Origin of the sequence: Tolumonas lignilytica (assembly GCF_000527035.1) — a bacterium.
Classification (GTDB): domain Bacteria; phylum Pseudomonadota; class Gammaproteobacteria; order Enterobacterales; family Aeromonadaceae; genus Tolumonas; species Tolumonas lignilytica.
Genome location: NZ_AZUK01000001.1, coordinates 18,278 through 35,170, shown reverse-complemented (window position 1 = coordinate 35,170; position 16,893 = coordinate 18,278). Strand labels below are relative to the sequence as shown.

Sequence of the window (16,893 nt, the reverse complement as noted above, 5' to 3'; positions counted from 1 at the left end):
TTTTTTCAAATAAATATCTGCATTTCTCTTCCCGTAAGCGGAAAAAGATGTTTAAATTCTCACTCATTAATTGTGCATAAATATGCATAATTGAATTAAATTCGGCAGCACAGGAAAAAGATGATGACCCTGCTTTGCTCAGAGTCATTGACCCGCAAACAATTGCAGAATATTTTCTTGTTGATGTGCATGGATGTAAGCTATAGATGGCCATTTAATAGAAAATCAGGGCTATCATAACTTTAGGTTTCAATCACGGGTTTGAGGGAAAACGCATATTCAATCTGGTTGTGCGTTTTCCCATCGTTCTTTCGAGCAGGATTAAATTTTATGACTACAATTCTCAAGCATCTTCCAGTTGGCGAACGTATTGGTATCGCTTTTTCTGGTGGTCTGGATACCAGCGCAGCCTTGTTATGGATGCGTCAGAAAGGGGCTGTTCCTTATGCTTATACTGCTAATCTGGGTCAGCCAGACGAAGAAGATTATGATGCCATTCCGCGTCGAGCTATGGAATATGGTGCAGAAAATGCCCGATTAATCGACTGCCGTAAGCAACTGGTTGCCGAAGGGATCGCGGCAATTCAATGTGGCGCTTTCCACAATACAACCGCTGGTGTTGCTTATTTCAACACGACCCCATTGGGCCGTGCCGTTACTGGCACCATGCTGGTTGCCGCCATGAAAGATGATGGCGTAAACATCTGGGGCGATGGTTCCACTTACAAAGGTAACGACATTGAACGTTTCTATCGTTACGGCCTGCTGACCAATGAATCATTACAGATTTACAAACCATGGTTAGATACTGACTTCATTGATGAGCTGGGTGGCCGTCATGAAATGTCTGAATTCATGATCAAATCTGGTTTTGACTACAAGATGTCTGTTGAGAAAGCATACTCAACTGACTCAAACATTCTGGGTGCTACCCACGAAGCAAAAGATCTGGAATACCTGAACTCCAGCGTCAAGATTGTTAACCCAATCATGGGCGTGAAATTCTGGGATGAAAACGTGAAGATCCCGGCTGAAACGGTCACAGTCCGTTTTGAACGTGGTCATCCGGTTGCGATCAACGGCATGACTTTCGCGGATGACGTTGAAATGATGCTGGAAGCTAACCGAATCGGTGGTCGTCATGGTCTGGGTATGAGCGACCAGATTGAAAACCGCATCATCGAAGCGAAAAGCCGTGGTATCTATGAAGCACCAGGTATGGCTCTGTTGCACATCTGCTATGAGCGTCTGGTGACGGGCATTCATAACGAAGATACCATCGAGTTGTACCATGCGCATGGCCGTCAACTGGGTCGGTTCTTATACCAGGGGCGTTGGTTCGACTCTCAGGCGCTGATGCTGCGTGATTCTTCACAGCGTTGGGTTGCCAGTGCCATTACCGGTGAAGTGACTCTGGAACTGCGCCGCGGTAATGACTACTCCATCCTGAATACAGTATCTGACAATCTGACTTACCAGCCAGAACGTCTGACGATGGAAAAGGGTGAATCCATGTTCTCTCCTGACGATCGTATTGGTCAACTGACCATGCGTAATCTGGATATCACAGATACCCGTGCCAAACTGATGAATTATGTTGAGACAGGTTTGCTGACGGCTTCTACCAGTACTGGTCTGCCACAGGTTGAAAATAAATAATCTATAGCAACCAGTCAGTTAAAGGGTATGGAAACATACCCTTTTTTCTTGATACGCCTTTAATTACTAATCCCAGGTTGGGTTCTCATTAAAACGCGCAACCAGACAATCAATCATGGTCCGCAACGCTTGTGACATCTGCTTTCGAGATGAATAAACCGCATAAATTCCCATGTCTGCCATTCGATAATCCGGTAACACGGGTTGTAGTTTCCCTGTTTTAAGGTAGTCATTTGCGGCAAATGTCGGCAACATGGTGATCCCTCCACCAGCGACAGCGGCTTGCAGTAATACCAAAGCTTCATTGGCACTGAAATTACCTTGTACCGGCACCGAAATGGGCTGCCCCTGATGTTCAAACTGCCATAAGCTCTGCCCGAAATACGCATACGTCAGACAATTATGCAGGGTTAGTTCCTGAGGTGAAGTGGGTACCCCTTTTTTCTCCAAATACGCAGGTGATGCACATAACACCGATCGACACATGCCAATTTTTCGGGCGATTAAATTGGGGTCCAGATTGTTGGTGATGCGGATAGCCAGATCAATACGTTCTTCAATCAGATTAACCGTGCGATCAACCACTTGCAGATCAATACATGTCGATGGATATTGCTCAAGATAAGCCATCACCGCGCTGGTCATATGCGGATGCGCAAATACAGCGCTGGTGGTGATACGTAATTGCCCTCGAGGCTCCCCTTCCTGCTCTGCCACGGTGGTTTCCATATTTTCGGCTAAATTCAGCATTTCACGACACAGAGGCAGCAGTTGGGTACCCGCTGAAGTGAGGGTGAGCTTTCGTGTTGTTCTGTGCAACAAGCGCGCTCCGGCCCACTCTTCCATAAACGCCACATAACGCGAAGCCATCGCCCGCGACATATCCAGATGTTCTGATGCAGCAGAGACGCTGCCTCGCTCTACGGTTTCGAGAAACACCTTAATTGCAGTGAACTTATCCATATATGCTCAAAATATGCAACAAATAGTCAACTATATACCTCTATTCGCTCATTTCAATATCCAATAGACTTTATCCATCAGGTTATTACTGCTCTGGAGCAATCTATGAACACATTAAAACTTTATTATTTTTTCGACCCACTATGCGGTTGGTGTTATGCCAGTGCCCCCGTCTTGCCTGATTTGGCCGAAGCGTTCCCGAATTCGTTACTGCTGATGCCCTCAGGTCTTTTCTCTGACGAAAACGCACGGGATATTTCACCAGAATGGGCTGCATATGCCTGGAAAAATGACCAACGAATTGAACAGATGACAGGTCAGCCATTTAGTGCTGCGTACTACAACCACGTTTTGCATGGTGATGGTTTGCTTTTTGATTCGGGTCCGGCTTCGCGAGCCATGACACTTATCCGATCGATAGAACCGACGTTGGAGCATGAATTTCTGAGTGCGATTCAACAGGCTCGTTATATCCAGGGGATGGACACCGCCAATGCGCAAATATTGGGTCAGATAGCGGAACAATTTGCTGCTCTGCGGGGTTTAGATATCTCTGCAGACCAATTTTCAGCACAAATTAGCAGTGATCCATCATTGGCAATGACGACAAAAGAAAGGATCGGGCTGACGCAACAATATATGCAACATCTCGGCATTTCAGGCGTTCCAATGCTGCTTGTCTGCATTCATGAGCAGATGCTGATTTTGCACGGTGCCGATCTATATAACGGCGCATCCCAACTGATTCATTCAATTAAACAGTTCGTTAGTTCTCAAAATAGTTAATTCAAACTAAATAAACGGAGTTCATTATGACAAATAAAATTCTGGTTCTGGGCGCAACCGGCAACATAGGCAAACCGTTGACAGCCGCATTAATTGCAAAAGGTGAAACAGTGAAAGCAGCCTCCCGAACTGGGAAAGCCATTGTAGGAGCCGAAGGGGTGATCTTTGACTTTACCGACCTGACAACCATTGATAATGCACTTGAGGGCGTTAACCGAATTTATGTCATGGTACCAACCGGTCACATTGATGTGGTTTCTTTAGTGACTCCGGTTTTAGATGCTGCCATTAAAAGAGGCGTTAAAATTGTATTCCAGTCTGTTTTGGGTGTTGATGCCGATGACAATATTCCCTATCGCCAGTTGGAATTAAAAATTGAACGCTCAGGTGTACCATTTGTGATCCTGCGTCCTAACTGGTTTTCTGATAACTTCCATACCTTCTGGCTGGCAGGGATCAAACAAGGTGTGATTGCTGTACCTGCCGGACAAGGAAAATCAAGTTTTATTGATGTTCGGGATATTGCCGAATCAGCCGCAAGTGCGCTGACAACCAGTGAATTTGATGGGCAGGCATTCAACCTTACAGGCCCGGTTGCATTGAGTTATACCGAGGCTGCAGAAATACTGAGTAAAGAATCCGGACATCCGATCCAATATCAGGCGATTGAAGACAGTGTCTTCGTTAATATCCTGACAGAGGCTGGTGTTCCCAATGATTATGCCGGTTTTCTTGCTTCGATCTTTTATCCGGTACGTGAAGGCTGGACAGCATTAACGACGGATGCAGTAGAGAAATTAACGGGGCATGCACCGCGTACATTGACGGCTTATGTTCGCAGTCACCTTTCGCTTTTTAAATAACCACTGGACATAGCAGTCTGAAAGCCATCTGTATAAAGATGGCTTTCTTCTGGCTGAATCCCAGCAATTCGTTCAAGGGTATGTTCTTTTTTCACTGAATACATAGCACTATCGGCAAAATGAATTAACTCACTTTCATTTTGTCCATTGTCAGGATAAATAGCGCATCCAATGCTGGGATAAATCTGGAGTTGTATCTCATTAAATATATAGGGCACAGATAATGTTGACATGATTTTAGTCTGTATTTTACCGATATCCTCATGTCGTTTAATGTTCACCGCAAGAACGACGAACTCATCACCACCAATTCTTCCGACCGTATCTGACTCCCGAACACTATGCGTCAAACGACGAGCTACTTCATACAACAATTGATCACCCGTTGCATGGCCATAGGTGTCATTTACTTGTTTGAATTTATTCAGATCCAGATAAAAAACAGCCAGCAATGTTTTTTCTCGATGCGCTCTTCCCAACGAATTTTTTAAGCGATCCAAAAACAATGTTCGATTAGGAAGATGTGTCAGTTGATCATACTGAGCCATATACTCTAATCGTGAAAGCATCTGTTTACGCTCAATCGCGGCGGCAACCTGAACAGATATAAATTGTAATAGTTCTTTATCTTGTTCAGTAAAACGTCCGCTGGGTCCTGCGCTGGTGATCAACAAAGCCCCTTTAATACCATCTGGCGCTCTGATGGGGGCTATCAACCAATTAAGTGGTTCGGTGTATGAATCGATGACTGTTTTAGGTAACACTAACGGAAGCGTTTCCGGAGTCAGCAACAGCGTACGCCCCGTATGGATAACTTGTGTGGCTATCATTTCAACCATCAATTTTGCTGAATCGGCATCGCCAAATGGATGGGCTGAATACGGAAAAGTTAATTCCTTTTTTTCTGCATCGTAGAGAGCCACCATAAAATTAGTAGCCAACAACAGTGCATCGACAACATCATGAATGCGTTGAAACAATGTATTCAGATTTCCTGGTGCATTCGCAGCCTCAGAAATCGCATAGACTGCCTCCTGCATGGATTCAGCCCGTTTACGTTCAGTCACATCGCGGGCTACGGCCACTCTGACCTGATCCGTTTCAGACCAACGAGCAGACCACATGATATCAACTAATTTCCCATCCTTTCGCACGTAACGATTTTCAAAATAAGGTTTCGGCTCTCCATTAATAATTTCGTTGACCGTTTGCAGTGTCCGCTCGCGATCACCCGGATAAACAAAATTGATCATGGGCTGACCAATCATTTCATCTGGTTTATATCCGAATATCCGCTCACTGGCAGCGCTGACAAATAGAAAATACCCTTCACGGTCAACCACACACACCGCATCCAATAATAAATCGGTAAAATTATTTGGGGGAAAATGAGGAATGGGCTGCATAAATGACTTTCTCCCCCATAACTGCTTAAAGTTAAAAAGAATTTGTTAATTTAATATAAACAAGAGACAGTGATTAGCCAAGAAAATACACATATGTTCACCCCATCCACGAAACGTGAGCAGCTACAATTCGCCACCCTTCAGGAAAACGGATCCACGTCTGACTTTGACGTCCAACTCGGTTATCGTTTTCACGGGTAAAGGTGGTATTGGCTGTTGCCATATCTGAACCGAATGTCGAGATCACTGTATCATCCAATGTTCTTGCCAGCCCGATAGAGGAACGTTGGTTGCGAAATGCCTTAATCTGTTCATATCCGACTAAATTTTCAGTTGCACCGTAACGAATGGTTTTAGGGTGATTCCAAAAAAGTTTATCCAACACGGCAATATCATTTGTCACTAATGCCTGTTCATACTGCATAAACAGGGCGGTAACTTCAGCAATGACCTCTGCATTATTTAACTCCATTGTGATTCCTTATTATCTCTATTGTTGTGCACTACAATGATTTGGTTGCTCATTAATGGTGCATCAAGGTTTCTGTATGTTCATACCACTTCATTGTTTCGCCCAAAAAAAGGCTTTGAATGACCCCGGAAAGCCACTATTTGCTACTGCTTTTGAGGTTAATAGCAGGTTGGTATTGTATTTGCTTTAGGATAAAAAGAAACTTTTGTTTCTAACAATCTCGATAGTGAAATGATAGTTACTTTAAGATGGATGAGAGGTCGGTTATGAAAGCATGGAAACAGTTATCTGGCGCTTTACTATTAAGTCTCAGCATGTTCGGTGTCGCAAACGCAGATCAACTTGCTGACATTCAGCAAAAAGGGGTACTGAAAGTCGCTGTACCACAGGATTTCCCTCCGTTTGGCTCGGTGGGTGCCGACATGCAACCACATGGATATGACATTGATATGGCAGGTTATCTGGCTAACAAACTGAATGTTAAGCTGGAACTGATCCCTGTAACCAGTGCAAACCGCATACCTTATTTACAAACTAAAAAGGTCGATCTGGTCATTTCCAGTTTGGGTAAGAATCCTGAACGAGAAAAAGTGCTCGATTTCAGTAATGCCTATGCCCCATTTTTCTTAGGTGTTTTCGGTGCAGAATCGATTGCTATTAAAAAAGCTGACGAGTTGGCAAATAAAACTATCGGTGTCACCCGTGGCGCAGTCGAAGACATGGAGTTAAGTAAAATTGCTCCGGCCTCCACAACCATCAAGCGCTTTGAAGATAACAATACAACGTTATCGGCTTATCTTTCCGGTCAAATCGATTTGATTGCGACAGGTAACGTTGTTGTCGCCGACATCTCTTCCCGCATGCCAAATCGTAAACCACTCACCAAATTCCTGCTGAAAAATTCACCGTGTTATATCGGTATCTACAAAGGTGAAACTCGCTTGCAGCAGAAAGTTAACGAGCTAATCAATGACGCTCATCAGGATGGTTCACTGAATAAGTTCTCTGAAAACTGGTTGAAAGCACCGCTCCCGGCTGATTTATAAAACGGATGACGCTATGAGTTATCGCTTGAATTTTCATGATCTGATTCCTTATCTGCCTGAACTGGGCCGAGGATTACTGGTCACACTGGAGCTGACATTGTATGCCACGGTTGGTGGCATACTGCTCGGAACAATCGTTGCTGCAGCGCGAATCAGCCGAACTCGCCCTACCCGTTTATTAGCCGGTGTTTATGTCGAGTTGATTCGAAATACGCCTTTCATCGTGCAGCTCTTTTTCATTTTTTTCGGTTTACCCGCGTTGAATATCAAACTCACCGCCTGGCAGGCTGGTCTCATCGCGATGGTGGTTAACTTGGGGGCTTATAGTGCCGAAATATTGCGTGCCGGAATTGAAGCCACACCGAAAGGACAATGGGAGGCCGGTCGTACGCTCGGTCTGACCCGGTTTCAAATCTTTACCCGCATTGTATTGCCGCCTGCATTTCAGCGTATTTACAGCTCGCTGGTTGGACAGTGCATTATTGTCATGCTCGGCTCTTCGGTCATATCACAGATCTCGGTAGAGGAACTGACATTTGCCGCCAACTTCATCCAGTCACGCAGCTTTCTCAGTTTTGAAAGTTATCTGGTAACAGCCCTGCTGTATCTGCTGCTAGCTATGCTTATGCGTCGAGGATTCGGCCTGTTAGCCCGCTATGTTTTCAGGAGTCAGTCACGATGATGCAATTTACTGATTGGGATATCTTCCGAAATTTGCTGCTGGCAGCTCGCTGGACATTGCTGCTTTCCCTGATTGCATTTATTGGCGGCACACTGTTTGGCCTAGTCCTGACATTTATGCGCACATCACGACGCAAGCCACTGGTGTTGCTAGTGCGCGGATTTGTAGAGCTGTTTCAGGGAACGCCCTTACTGATGCAGTTGTTTCTCGCATTTTTCGGGCTGTCTTTATTGGGTCTGGATGTCAGTGCCTGGACTGCCGCTACGCTGGCTTTGGTGTTATTCAGCAGTGCCTTTCTCTGCGACATCTGGAGCGGCTGTATAGAATCATTACCGAAAGGACAATGGGAGGCATCACGCTGTCTGGGGCTCTCTTTTTTCCAAACCATGCGTTATGTCATTTTGCCTCAGGCGCTGAGAGTTGCGATTGCGCCTACGGTCGGGTTTTCTGTACAGGTCGTTAAAGGCACTGCGCTGACCTCTATCATCGGTTTTGTCGAACTCACCAAAGCCGGCACGATGCTGAATAACGCAACATTCCAACCATTCAAAGTCTTCGCATGGGTTGCACTGATCTATTTCATGATCTGCTATCCACTGTCTCTGTTTAGCCAATTTCTGGAGAGGAAATTAAATGTCTCTGGTAAGCATTGAAAATGTTCATAAATATTATGGTTCACACCATGTATTGAAAGGTATTGAACTAAAAATAGCGGCAGGTGAAGTAATTTCGATCATCGGGCGCAGCGGTTCAGGCAAAAGTACGTTACTGCGGTGTATTAACGGGCTGGAGAAATTCGATGATGGTGCAATTATTGTTGACCGTCAGGCGGTTTCTGACGATGAAAATCATTTGCGGGAGTTAAGCCGCTCAGTGGGCATGGTCTTCCAGAATTTTAATCTGTTTCCGCACATGACCGTAGCTGAAAACGTCATGCTGGCTCCAAGGCTAGTGCTGAAAAAGAGCAAAACGGAATGCCGGGAACTGGCAGAAAATATGTTGGCAAAGGTGGGCCTGGCAGATAAAGCCGATCAATTTCCGGGAAATCTGTCTGGTGGTCAGCAACAACGTGTCGCTATTGCCCGTTCATTGGCTATGAATCCGAAAGTCTTACTATGCGATGAAATTACATCCGCATTAGACCCGGAATTAGTTGGTGAAGTGCTGAAAGTGCTGGAGCAACTTAAAGCAGATGGAATGACACTCATTCTGGTGACTCATGAAATGAACTTTGCACGCGATGTGGGTGACAGGATCGTATTCATGCACCAAGGCAAAATATGGGAAAGCGGCCCCAGCCGGGCTCTTTTCAGTAACCCTCAAACACCCGAATTGCAAAGTTTTATTTCTGCCGTATTGTGATTTATATAAAAACCGGGGTTTCCCCGGTTTTTCTGTGTTGGTGCCTATATTGCCTATCATTTCACCTGCTTTTTTATCTGAATTGGTCATGATAATGTCATTTGCTGCATGTAAATTAGACAAAACTGCTTTATTGATTGACCTGAGAGGTAACAATGGAAATCGCAGATCATGTTTCAGGTCAGTTTAACCGGGAACTGAATGTTATTCGAAACAGCTTACTGGCCATGGGCGGCATTGTTGAACAGCAACTTCGTGATTCACTTCATGTATTACACAGTCAGGATTTAGAACTGGCACATCGAATTATTGAGGTCGATCGGCAAGTAAATTCCATGGAGGTCGAAATCAATGAAGCATGTACTTGTATCATTGCAAAACGTCAGCCCGCCGCAAGAGATTTACGTTTTATCCAGATCATTATCAAAACCGTGTCAGATCTGGAGCGGATCGGGAATTCAGCCCGAAAAGTAGCTCGTTTAGTGCGGAAACATGCCGGCCAACCGCATATATTGCCCCAACATCTCGATGGCATGAGTCGTTTAACCAATAAAATGCTGCACCGTGCGCTGGATGCGTTTGCTCGTATGGACGTTGAAGATGCGGTAAAACTCTATCAGGAAGATGCCCACGTTGATGAACAATATGGATTGCTGATTCAAGAATTAATGAATTACATGGCAGAAAACCCGCGTTCTATTCCTCAGGTGCTGGAACTTATCCGCTGTGCGCATTCCATCGAACGCATTGGTGACCGCTGTCAAAATATCAGTGATTACATTATTTATTACGTGAAAGGAAAAGATGTCCGACATACACAAATCGAAGATATTGACGATCTGAACTAAACTAAGAAAAACAATCCCACCGTGAGGTGTATCGTCATGAAATATCTTGCAATAGATGTAGGCGGCTCTGCCATCAAATATGCGTTATTAGATCATCAGGCAAACAGTCTGGAAAAAGGGGAAATCCCTACCCCGCAGGAAAGGTTTGATCTTTTCCAGGCTGAAATCGTCAAATTATACCAGCAATACCAGACTCAGATTTCAGGGATAGCCTTCAGTTTACCGGGCATTATTGATAGCGAACAGGGGCGCAGTATTACCGGTGGCTCTTTATCCTACAATAAGAACCGCGATTTTGTCGCTGAGATGGAAAAGCACTGTCACATACCGATTACCATTGAAAATGATGCCAAATGCGCCGCACTGGCTGAAGCCTGGAAAGGCAGTTTAGCCGAGTGTCAAAATGGCGTTGTTGTCGTTCTGGGAACCGGTGTGGGTGGTGGCGTCATTCTGAATGGTCAACTCTATAAAGGCGCTCATTTCGCCTCCGGGGAACTCAGTTTTCTGCTGACGGATAGCTGGCATTGTAAAGGTGAACCCTACCATTATTGGGGACATGATGGTGGTGTGCGGGGTTTGTGTCGGGCAGTTGAACATATCAAACGGTTACCCGCCAAAAGTGTCACCGGGAAGCAGGTATTTGCCTGGGTCAATGAAGGCGACGCCGATGTCTGTGAGGCACTGGATGCCTACACCTATCGTTTAGCCATGCAGTTATTCAATTTGCAGGCTTTGTTTGACCCAGAATTAATTGCTATTGGCGGTGGGATCAGCGCGCAACCGTTACTCTTGCAATACATCAACCAAAATATCGCTTACCTGGAAGAAACATTGCCCATGCGCCTCATTACACCGAAAGTTGTTCGATGCCATTTCATGAATGATGCCAATCTGGTTGGGGCTTTGTATCACCATATTCTGACAACCGAAACACCCCACCCCTGATTGATTCATCCGACAGGAGGGAGTTTAACTCTCTCCTATTTCTAATTTTCTTGGTTCCAATTCGCCTACTTCTAATTGTGCCAGTTCAATCAGCTCATCCGGCAATTCTTTTTGTATGGATACGCCCAGATCTTTAAATTCTGCCGCTTGCTTGATCAAATTACCCTTCCCGGAATAAAGCTGTGAAAAAGACTTTTCGTAGCTGATTTTGGCTTTATCCAGTTGTTTACCAACCTCGAGCATACTGCTCAGAAAATTGTTTAATTTGGTATAAAACCGCTCTGCTCTGTTTGCCAGCTCGGCCGTATGCTTATTCTGATCTTCGAAACGCCAAAGTTGACGAACAATATTGAGACTGGTCAATAAGGTGGTCGGCGTGGCAACCAATACGTTGCGCTCAATGGCTCGCTGATAAAGGGTATGATCAAATTTCAATGCCTCTACATAAGCGGATTCTATAGGAATAAACATGATCACGACTTCTGGCGAGTTCAGCCCTGGCAATTTGAAATAATCGCGTTCTGACAGTTCGTTAATGCGGGCAGAAACAGCTTGCGCATGTTCAGCCAATGCCTGCTGAGATTCGAGCTCATTTTCTGCATTCACATAGCGGGTATACGCCGCCAAAGAGGTTTTGGCATCAATGATCAAATGTTTGTTTTGCGGTAAATACACAATCACATCGGGTCGTTGACGCCCATCTTCTGTCGAAAAACTCACTTCCCGCTGATAATCTTCGCCTAAACGAAGGCCGGAATTATCCAGCACATTTTCCAGCATTAATTCTCCCCAGTTCCCCTGCACCTTTTTCTGTCCCTGGAGTGCATTCGTGAGCTTATCGGCTTGATCTGTAATTTGCCGGTTCAGATTTTGGAGATTAATTAATTCTGCACGTAATTCGCTGCGCTGTTTCAATTCCTCAACGTGAATACTTTCCACTTTCTGACGGAATCCCTGCATTTCTGCCTGTACGGGTTTCAATAAGTGATAGAGACTTTCCTGATTCAACTCCTTGAATGCTTTCCCCTTACGCTCCAAGATTTCATTGGCCAGATTTTCAAACTCTTGCTTCAGTATTGCCCGACTGTCTGAGAGCTGTTGCAATTGTTCATTGAAATGGTTCTGTTTTTCATCAAGCGATGTTCTGAGCACACTATATTGACGTAATAATTCTGTGTGTTTGCCCTGTAATTGGCTCAGTTCGAGTTCTTGTTTATTTCTCGATAAATCATGTTCGTTAATACGCTCTTGTAGCAAATTCCGCTCTGTTTCAAATTTGGCGAGTTGAATGTGTATTTCCGCAATTATTTTTTGTGATCGGACATAAGATAATAACCAGGTAATTGCACCGGTAAACACGCATGCCAACACGAAAATGGGCAGGCTAAAAACCATGTCTGTCATTGTGATCCTCGAAGAAATGTACTGAATGCCAAAACATTATTCAGAAAGAAGAACGGGAAATCACGTCATTATCGAAAATTGACGGTGATATGTGAATTAGTGCTGTTTATGTGCCTGTCGAAACAGAGGATAAAATTTTCTGTCTTTTTTCAGCAGATGACCTTTCACTAAATCATCAATAATGAAATCGATCAGTGATCCCATTGAGAGTTGTTCAGCCCGCATAGACTGATACAGATGTTCAACTTGATCGATAAGCTCACGATGCAGTTTGGTATGTTCGGCAAGATCGCTATAGTCGTAAGCAGCCAGTATTTTCTCTTCTTCCGCGAAATGCTGAACCACATGATCATGCAATGCCTGAAATGCGTGATCAAACGCTTCATGATAGCGGTCTTTTTCCATGGCATTATTAATCAGAATCGCGGCAAGCTGGAAAAGTTCTTTATGTTCATGATCAATTTGGTCATTGCCACTCTCATATGCCTTTTTCCAATTTAAACGTAGAAGTTGCGTTTCCTGCTCGGCGATGACATCAGCCTCAGGCTGATAAATCCAGACACAATTTCTGCCCGATTCTTTCGCCTGATACATGGCACTGTCTCCATTTTTCAGTAATTGTTTTTCTGTGTGACCATGCTCGGGATATAACGCAATTCCAATACAAGCAGAGATATGCAGCTCGTTACTGTTGATATTCGGATACGGCTTGTTAAGTGCTTCACGGATCTTTTCAGCAATCATCAATACATCATCCCGATTACTAATCTCGGGTAATAACACGATAAATTCGTCACCGCCGATGCGTGCTGCCGTATCCGTTTCACGTAAACAACGTTGCATACGTCGGGCGACAGTCTGTAATAGTTTATCCCCTGTTGCATGGCCATATTGGTCGTTAATTGGTTTGAATTTATCCAAATCAATAAACATCAATGCCAACCTACCTTCGTTTCTTCTGGCATGTGAAATAGCTTGCTCAAGACGATCAAATAACAGACGCCGGTTCGGTAGCGTTGTCAGCGGATCATAAAATGCCAGATTACGAATTGCTTCCTCTGATTTTTTCCGCTCGGTAATGTCACGGCTGATCCCAATGATCGATGTCAGTTGCCCTTGTGAATTGGCATGTAAAGTAGTTACCACCTCAGTGGAAACCAGATGACCATCTTTATGCGGTTGATCAATTTCAGTCACTCGACGGGTATCACTGTGATCACCTGAATTCCAGCGGGTGATTGACTCTGCCAATGAGTTAAATGCCCGCTCGGCAGAGTCTGGCGTCATCAGCTCTTCTACAGATTGCGCCATCACTTCTTCAACCGTATAACCCCGCAGGTTATATACCGATGGGCTGACATAGGTAAATTTGCCGGATTCGATATCCATCGTCCAAATAACATCGGCAGAATTCTCGGTGATGAACCGTAAATTTCGTTCATTTTCCCTGAGTTCAGCCAAAGTGGCCTGCCGCGCTTTAATTTCTGTATTCAATTGCCGATTAAGACGAATAAAAATAGCGGCCAAGCCAACGCACAAGAAACTGATCACTGTCACTATTGCAATCACAATATAGAGATGAACAATTTCTTCAGACTTAGATTCTGTTGAAAACAGATTCATAGCCGTTGTTTCGTTGGAAAAACAAAGCACCCAAAGGAATAAGAGACGGTAAATCACACGAGTTTTCGCGTTGCGCCAAGAAAGGAATTCAGTGATCAGAATGCATCGTTTCAACTGACCTATCCTTCTATCAGAGAGAATGGCAAAACCGATTCACTATCACTTTACCAAATCAACGCGGGTTCATCGTCTAATAATATTATTATTTTTAAGAGCCGCCTCTCTCTTTGCCGCTTTCATAAGTTTTGTAATTTTTATTCGTTTCCCTATAAACCGCACCTTTGGAATATTGATGTTACAAAGTGGTTACAACGACAAATTCCAATAACCGGAAATATCACTTCGGAAGAAGGATCTTTCTATATGACATGTCGTCAGGTCAGTTCCAATAGGGAGAGCAAAGTGAATAATGTGCTTTGGTATAACCAACTCAATATGCAGGATGTTGAACGAGTGGGAGGTAAAAATGCCTCTCTGGGAGAAATGATCACAAACCTGGCCGAATCCGGTGTATCTGTACCGAATGGTTTTGCAACTACCGCGCAGGCATTTAATGCCTTTCTGGAACAAAGCGATCTTAACAGCAAAATCTACCAACTGCTGTCTCAGGTAAATGCCGATGATATTTCAGCATTAAATATGGCTGGCAAACAGATCCGGCAATGGATCATTGATACGCCATTCCAGCTCGAATTTGAACAAGCCATTCGCGAAGCCTATGCCACACTCGTTTCTGATCAGCCGGAAGCCTCTTTTGCTGTACGTTCTTCGGCAACGGCAGAAGATATGCCGGATGCCTCATTCGCCGGGCAACAGGAAACATTCCTGAATGTGCAAGGTATCGATGCGGTCATGCTGGCTATCAAGCATGTTTATGCGTCTTTGTTTAATGACCGCGCAATCTCATACCGTGTTCATCAAGGCTATGACCATCAGGGAGTAGCGATCTCTGCGGGTGTACAACGTATGGTTCGTTCAGATTTGGCCGCCTCTGGTGTCATGTTCACCTTAGATACGGAATCAGGCTTTGATCAGGTGGTATTTATTACCTCTTCTTACGGTTTGGGTGAAATGGTTGTTCAGGGCGCGGTTAACCCTGATGAGTTTTACGTTCATAAGCCAACGTTAAACAAAAACAAACCCGCGATTGTGCGCCGCACATTGGGCTCCAAGAAAATTCGTATGGTCTATGCCAACAATCAGCAGCATGGGCAACAAGTACAAATTGAGGATGTTCCTGAAGCACTTTCACGTCGGTTTTCACTGACGGATCAGGAAGTTGAAGCACTCGCCCATCAGGCATTGTTAATTGAACAACATTACGGTCGCCCGATGGATATCGAATGGGCCAAAGATGGTCATACCGGTGCACTTTATATTGTGCAGGCGCGTCCGGAAACAGTGCGATCTAATGAACAAGTCATGGAGCGCTATCAGCTGGCATCTCGGGGGCAGGTTTTGGTCGAAGGCCGGTCGATTGGCCAGCGTATTGGTGCCGGTCCGGTCAAAATACTGCATAGCATCAGTGAAATGGACCACATTAACCCGGGTGATGTGCTGGTGACTGATATGACTGATCCTGATTGGGAACCCATCATGAAACGCGCATCGGCCATTGTGACTAACCGGGGTGGTCGCACCTGTCATGCCGCCATTATCGCTCGTGAGCTGGGCATTCCTGCCGTCGTGGGTTGTGGTGACGCGACAGAGAGACTGCAGGAAGGGCAAAATGTGACGGTATCCTGCGCTGAAGGTGATACCGGTTTTGTATACCGCGATCTGCAGGATTTCACCGTTCGTCGGTTACAAGTTAATGAAATGCCGGAATTACCTCTGAAGATCATGATGAATGTGGGCAATCCCGACCGCGCTTTTGATTTTGCGCGCCTGCCCAATCAGGGTGTAGGTCTGGCACGACTTGAGTTTATTATTAACCGTATGATTGGTGTCCATCCTAAGGCCTTGCTGGAATTCCACCAGCAGACGCCTGAACTGCAACAGCAAATTTGCAAGCTCATGGCGGGTTATGATGATCCTGTTGAATTTTATATTAGCCGCTTGGCTGAAGAGATCTCGACGCTGGCGGCCGCATTCTGGCCGAAACAAGTGATTGTTCGCCTGTCCGATTTTAAATCCAATGAATACGCGAACTTGTTGGGCGGAGCCCGCTATGAGCCTGAAGAAGAAAATCCGATGTTGGGTTTCCGCGGCGCTGGTCGTTACATATCCTCATCATTCCACGATTGTTTTGCCTTGGAATGCGAAGCCGTAAAACGGGTACGCAACGTTATGGGATTAACCAATATCCAACTGATGGTCCCATTCGTACGAACCGTTGCGCAGGCACAAGCCGTGATTGAACAATTAGCGAAAGAAGGGCTGAAACGGGGTGAAGACGATCTGAAAATATTCATGATGTGTGAAATTCCGGCGAATGCGCTTTTAGCGGATCAGTTTTTAGCCCATTTTGATGGTTTCTCTATCGGCTCTAATGACATGACCCAATTAACACTCGGTCTTGATCGTGATTCCGGCCTGGTTTCAGAGCTGTTTGATGAGCGAAATGATGCCGTCAAAGCATTGTTAGCCATGGCGATTCAAGCAGCAAAACGACAAGGGAAATACGTGGGTATTTGCGGTCAGGGCCCTTCAGACCATGCTGACTTCGCTGCCTGGTTACAACAACAAGGTATCGACAGTTTGTCGCTCAATCCTGATACCGTTGTTCAAACCTGGCTAGACTTAGCTGAATAATTGAGTCCGTTTGCCACCGTTCTTAGCTGAGAGATTGTGTGCCTCTACACTAAGCCGGTGGCTTTTTTCTCTGGTAATGC

15 protein-coding genes are annotated in these 16,893 nt (G+C 45.0%); 10 read left to right on the top strand and 5 right to left on the bottom strand.

The window, feature by feature from the left end; all coding sequences use genetic code 11:
- Window positions 1-330 precede the first annotated feature (330 nt).
- The gene (gene argG / locus H027_RS0100170) at window positions 331-1,659 is read left to right on the top strand and encodes an argininosuccinate synthase (RefSeq protein WP_024870518.1); all 1,329 of its coding nucleotides are present in this window, start codon (window positions 331-333) and stop codon (window positions 1,657-1,659) included.
- Between the two features lie 66 nt (window positions 1,660-1,725).
- Here the strand turns inward: argG and H027_RS0100165 are convergent, their stop codons facing one another.
- Window positions 1,726-2,622 (bottom strand): LysR family transcriptional regulator, encoded by an 897-nt coding sequence (locus H027_RS0100165; protein WP_024870517.1) that lies wholly within the window; start codon window positions 2,620-2,622, stop codon window positions 1,726-1,728.
- A 105-nt stretch (window positions 2,623-2,727) separates the two neighbouring features.
- Here H027_RS0100165 and H027_RS0100160 point away from each other — a divergent pair, with 105 nt between their 5' ends.
- Together H027_RS0100160 and H027_RS0100155 are read left to right on the top strand one after the other, a co-directional pair.
- A complete protein-coding gene (locus H027_RS0100160; protein ID WP_024870516.1) occupies window positions 2,728-3,408 on the top strand; it encodes a DsbA family protein in 681 nt (226 codons plus the stop codon).
- A 26-nt stretch (window positions 3,409-3,434) separates the two neighbouring features.
- Window positions 3,435-4,271 (top strand): SDR family oxidoreductase, encoded by an 837-nt coding sequence (locus H027_RS0100155; RefSeq protein WP_024870515.1) that lies wholly within the window; start codon window positions 3,435-3,437, stop codon window positions 4,269-4,271.
- Here the strand turns inward: H027_RS0100155 and H027_RS0100150 are convergent.
- On the bottom strand, window positions 4,250-5,677 hold the full coding sequence (locus H027_RS0100150; RefSeq protein WP_024870514.1) for a diguanylate cyclase domain-containing protein: 1,428 nt from the start codon (window positions 5,675-5,677) through the stop codon (window positions 4,250-4,252). The two genes, H027_RS0100155 and H027_RS0100150, sit on opposite strands and share 22 nt — an antisense overlap.
- A 97-nt stretch (window positions 5,678-5,774) precedes the next feature.
- The gene (gene hpxZ / locus H027_RS0100145; protein WP_038149110.1) at window positions 5,775-6,149 is read right to left on the bottom strand and encodes an oxalurate catabolism protein HpxZ; all 375 of its coding nucleotides are present in this window, start codon (window positions 6,147-6,149) and stop codon (window positions 5,775-5,777) included.
- Window positions 6,150-6,415: 266 nt separating this feature from the next.
- Here hpxZ and H027_RS0100140 point away from each other — a divergent pair, with 266 nt between their 5' ends.
- From H027_RS0100140 to H027_RS0100115, 6 genes are all read left to right on the top strand, one after another.
- Window positions 6,416-7,195: a transporter substrate-binding domain-containing protein gene (locus H027_RS0100140; RefSeq protein ID WP_024870512.1), complete on the top strand. Its 780-nt coding sequence runs from the start codon at window positions 6,416-6,418 to the stop codon at window positions 7,193-7,195.
- A 13-nt stretch (window positions 7,196-7,208) separates the two neighbouring features.
- Window positions 7,209-7,877, top strand: a complete 669-nt coding sequence (locus H027_RS0100135; RefSeq protein ID WP_024870511.1) for an amino acid ABC transporter permease — start codon at window positions 7,209-7,211, stop codon at window positions 7,875-7,877.
- A complete protein-coding gene (locus H027_RS0100130) occupies window positions 7,874-8,530 on the top strand; it encodes an amino acid ABC transporter permease (RefSeq protein WP_024870510.1) in 657 nt (218 codons plus the stop codon). The genes H027_RS0100135 and H027_RS0100130 overlap by 4 nt, the downstream gene beginning before the upstream one ends.
- Window positions 8,511-9,239: an amino acid ABC transporter ATP-binding protein gene (locus tag H027_RS0100125; RefSeq protein ID WP_024870509.1), complete on the top strand. Its 729-nt coding sequence runs from the start codon at window positions 8,511-8,513 to the stop codon at window positions 9,237-9,239. Before H027_RS0100130 ends, H027_RS0100125 begins: the two co-directional genes overlap by 20 nt.
- A 155-nt stretch (window positions 9,240-9,394) precedes the next feature.
- Window positions 9,395-10,087 carry a phosphate signaling complex protein PhoU gene (phoU, locus tag H027_RS0100120; protein ID WP_024870508.1) on the top strand — a complete coding sequence of 231 codons (693 nt, stop codon included), beginning with the start codon at window positions 9,395-9,397 and terminating at the stop codon, window positions 10,085-10,087.
- Window positions 10,088-10,123: 36 nt separating this feature from the next.
- Window positions 10,124-11,032, top strand: a complete 909-nt coding sequence (locus H027_RS0100115; protein ID WP_024870507.1) for an ROK family protein — start codon at window positions 10,124-10,126, stop codon at window positions 11,030-11,032.
- 24 nt (window positions 11,033-11,056) lie between these two features.
- On the opposite strand, the gene H027_RS0100110 is transcribed toward H027_RS0100115, so the two are convergent.
- Window positions 11,057-12,436, bottom strand: coding sequence for a DNA recombination protein RmuC (locus H027_RS0100110; protein ID WP_024870506.1), 1,380 nt, complete (start codon window positions 12,434-12,436; stop codon window positions 11,057-11,059).
- 96 nt (window positions 12,437-12,532) lie between these two features.
- Window positions 12,533-14,059 (bottom strand): diguanylate cyclase domain-containing protein, encoded by a 1,527-nt coding sequence (locus tag H027_RS0100105; protein WP_152536677.1) that lies wholly within the window; start codon window positions 14,057-14,059, stop codon window positions 12,533-12,535.
- A gap of 363 nt (window positions 14,060-14,422) precedes the next feature.
- Here H027_RS0100105 and ppsA point away from each other — a divergent pair, with 363 nt between their 5' ends.
- On the top strand, window positions 14,423-16,813 hold the full coding sequence (gene ppsA / locus H027_RS0100100) for a phosphoenolpyruvate synthase (protein WP_051448936.1): 2,391 nt from the start codon (window positions 14,423-14,425) through the stop codon (window positions 16,811-16,813).
- Window positions 16,814-16,893 lie beyond the last annotated feature (80 nt).

Coding starts and splice junctions, on each gene's coding strand:
- H027_RS0100155 (WP_024870515.1), top strand. CDS start 3,435: ATGACAAATAAAATTCTGGTTCTGGGCGCAACCGGCAACATAGGCAAA.
- H027_RS0100105 (WP_152536677.1), bottom strand. CDS start 14,059: ATGAATCTGTTTTCAACAGAATCTAAGTCTGAAGAAATTGTTCATCTC.
- H027_RS0100140 (WP_024870512.1), top strand. CDS start 6,416: ATGAAAGCATGGAAACAGTTATCTGGCGCTTTACTATTAAGTCTCAGC.
- hpxZ (WP_038149110.1), bottom strand. CDS start 6,149: ATGGAGTTAAATAATGCAGAGGTCATTGCTGAAGTTACCGCCCTGTTT.
- H027_RS0100110 (WP_024870506.1), bottom strand. CDS start 12,436: ATGACAGACATGGTTTTTAGCCTGCCCATTTTCGTGTTGGCATGCGTG.
- ppsA (WP_051448936.1), top strand. CDS start 14,423: ATGACATGTCGTCAGGTCAGTTCCAATAGGGAGAGCAAAGTGAATAAT.
- H027_RS0100165 (WP_024870517.1), bottom strand. CDS start 2,622: ATGGATAAGTTCACTGCAATTAAGGTGTTTCTCGAAACCGTAGAGCGA.
- H027_RS0100130 (WP_024870510.1), top strand. CDS start 7,874: ATGATGCAATTTACTGATTGGGATATCTTCCGAAATTTGCTGCTGGCA.
- phoU (WP_024870508.1), top strand. CDS start 9,395: ATGGAAATCGCAGATCATGTTTCAGGTCAGTTTAACCGGGAACTGAAT.
- H027_RS0100150 (WP_024870514.1), bottom strand. CDS start 5,677: ATGCAGCCCATTCCTCATTTTCCCCCAAATAATTTTACCGATTTATTA.
- H027_RS0100115 (WP_024870507.1), top strand. CDS start 10,124: ATGAAATATCTTGCAATAGATGTAGGCGGCTCTGCCATCAAATATGCG.
- H027_RS0100135 (WP_024870511.1), top strand. CDS start 7,209: ATGAGTTATCGCTTGAATTTTCATGATCTGATTCCTTATCTGCCTGAA.
- H027_RS0100160 (WP_024870516.1), top strand. CDS start 2,728: ATGAACACATTAAAACTTTATTATTTTTTCGACCCACTATGCGGTTGG.
- H027_RS0100125 (WP_024870509.1), top strand. CDS start 8,511: ATGTCTCTGGTAAGCATTGAAAATGTTCATAAATATTATGGTTCACAC.
- argG (WP_024870518.1), top strand. CDS start 331: ATGACTACAATTCTCAAGCATCTTCCAGTTGGCGAACGTATTGGTATC.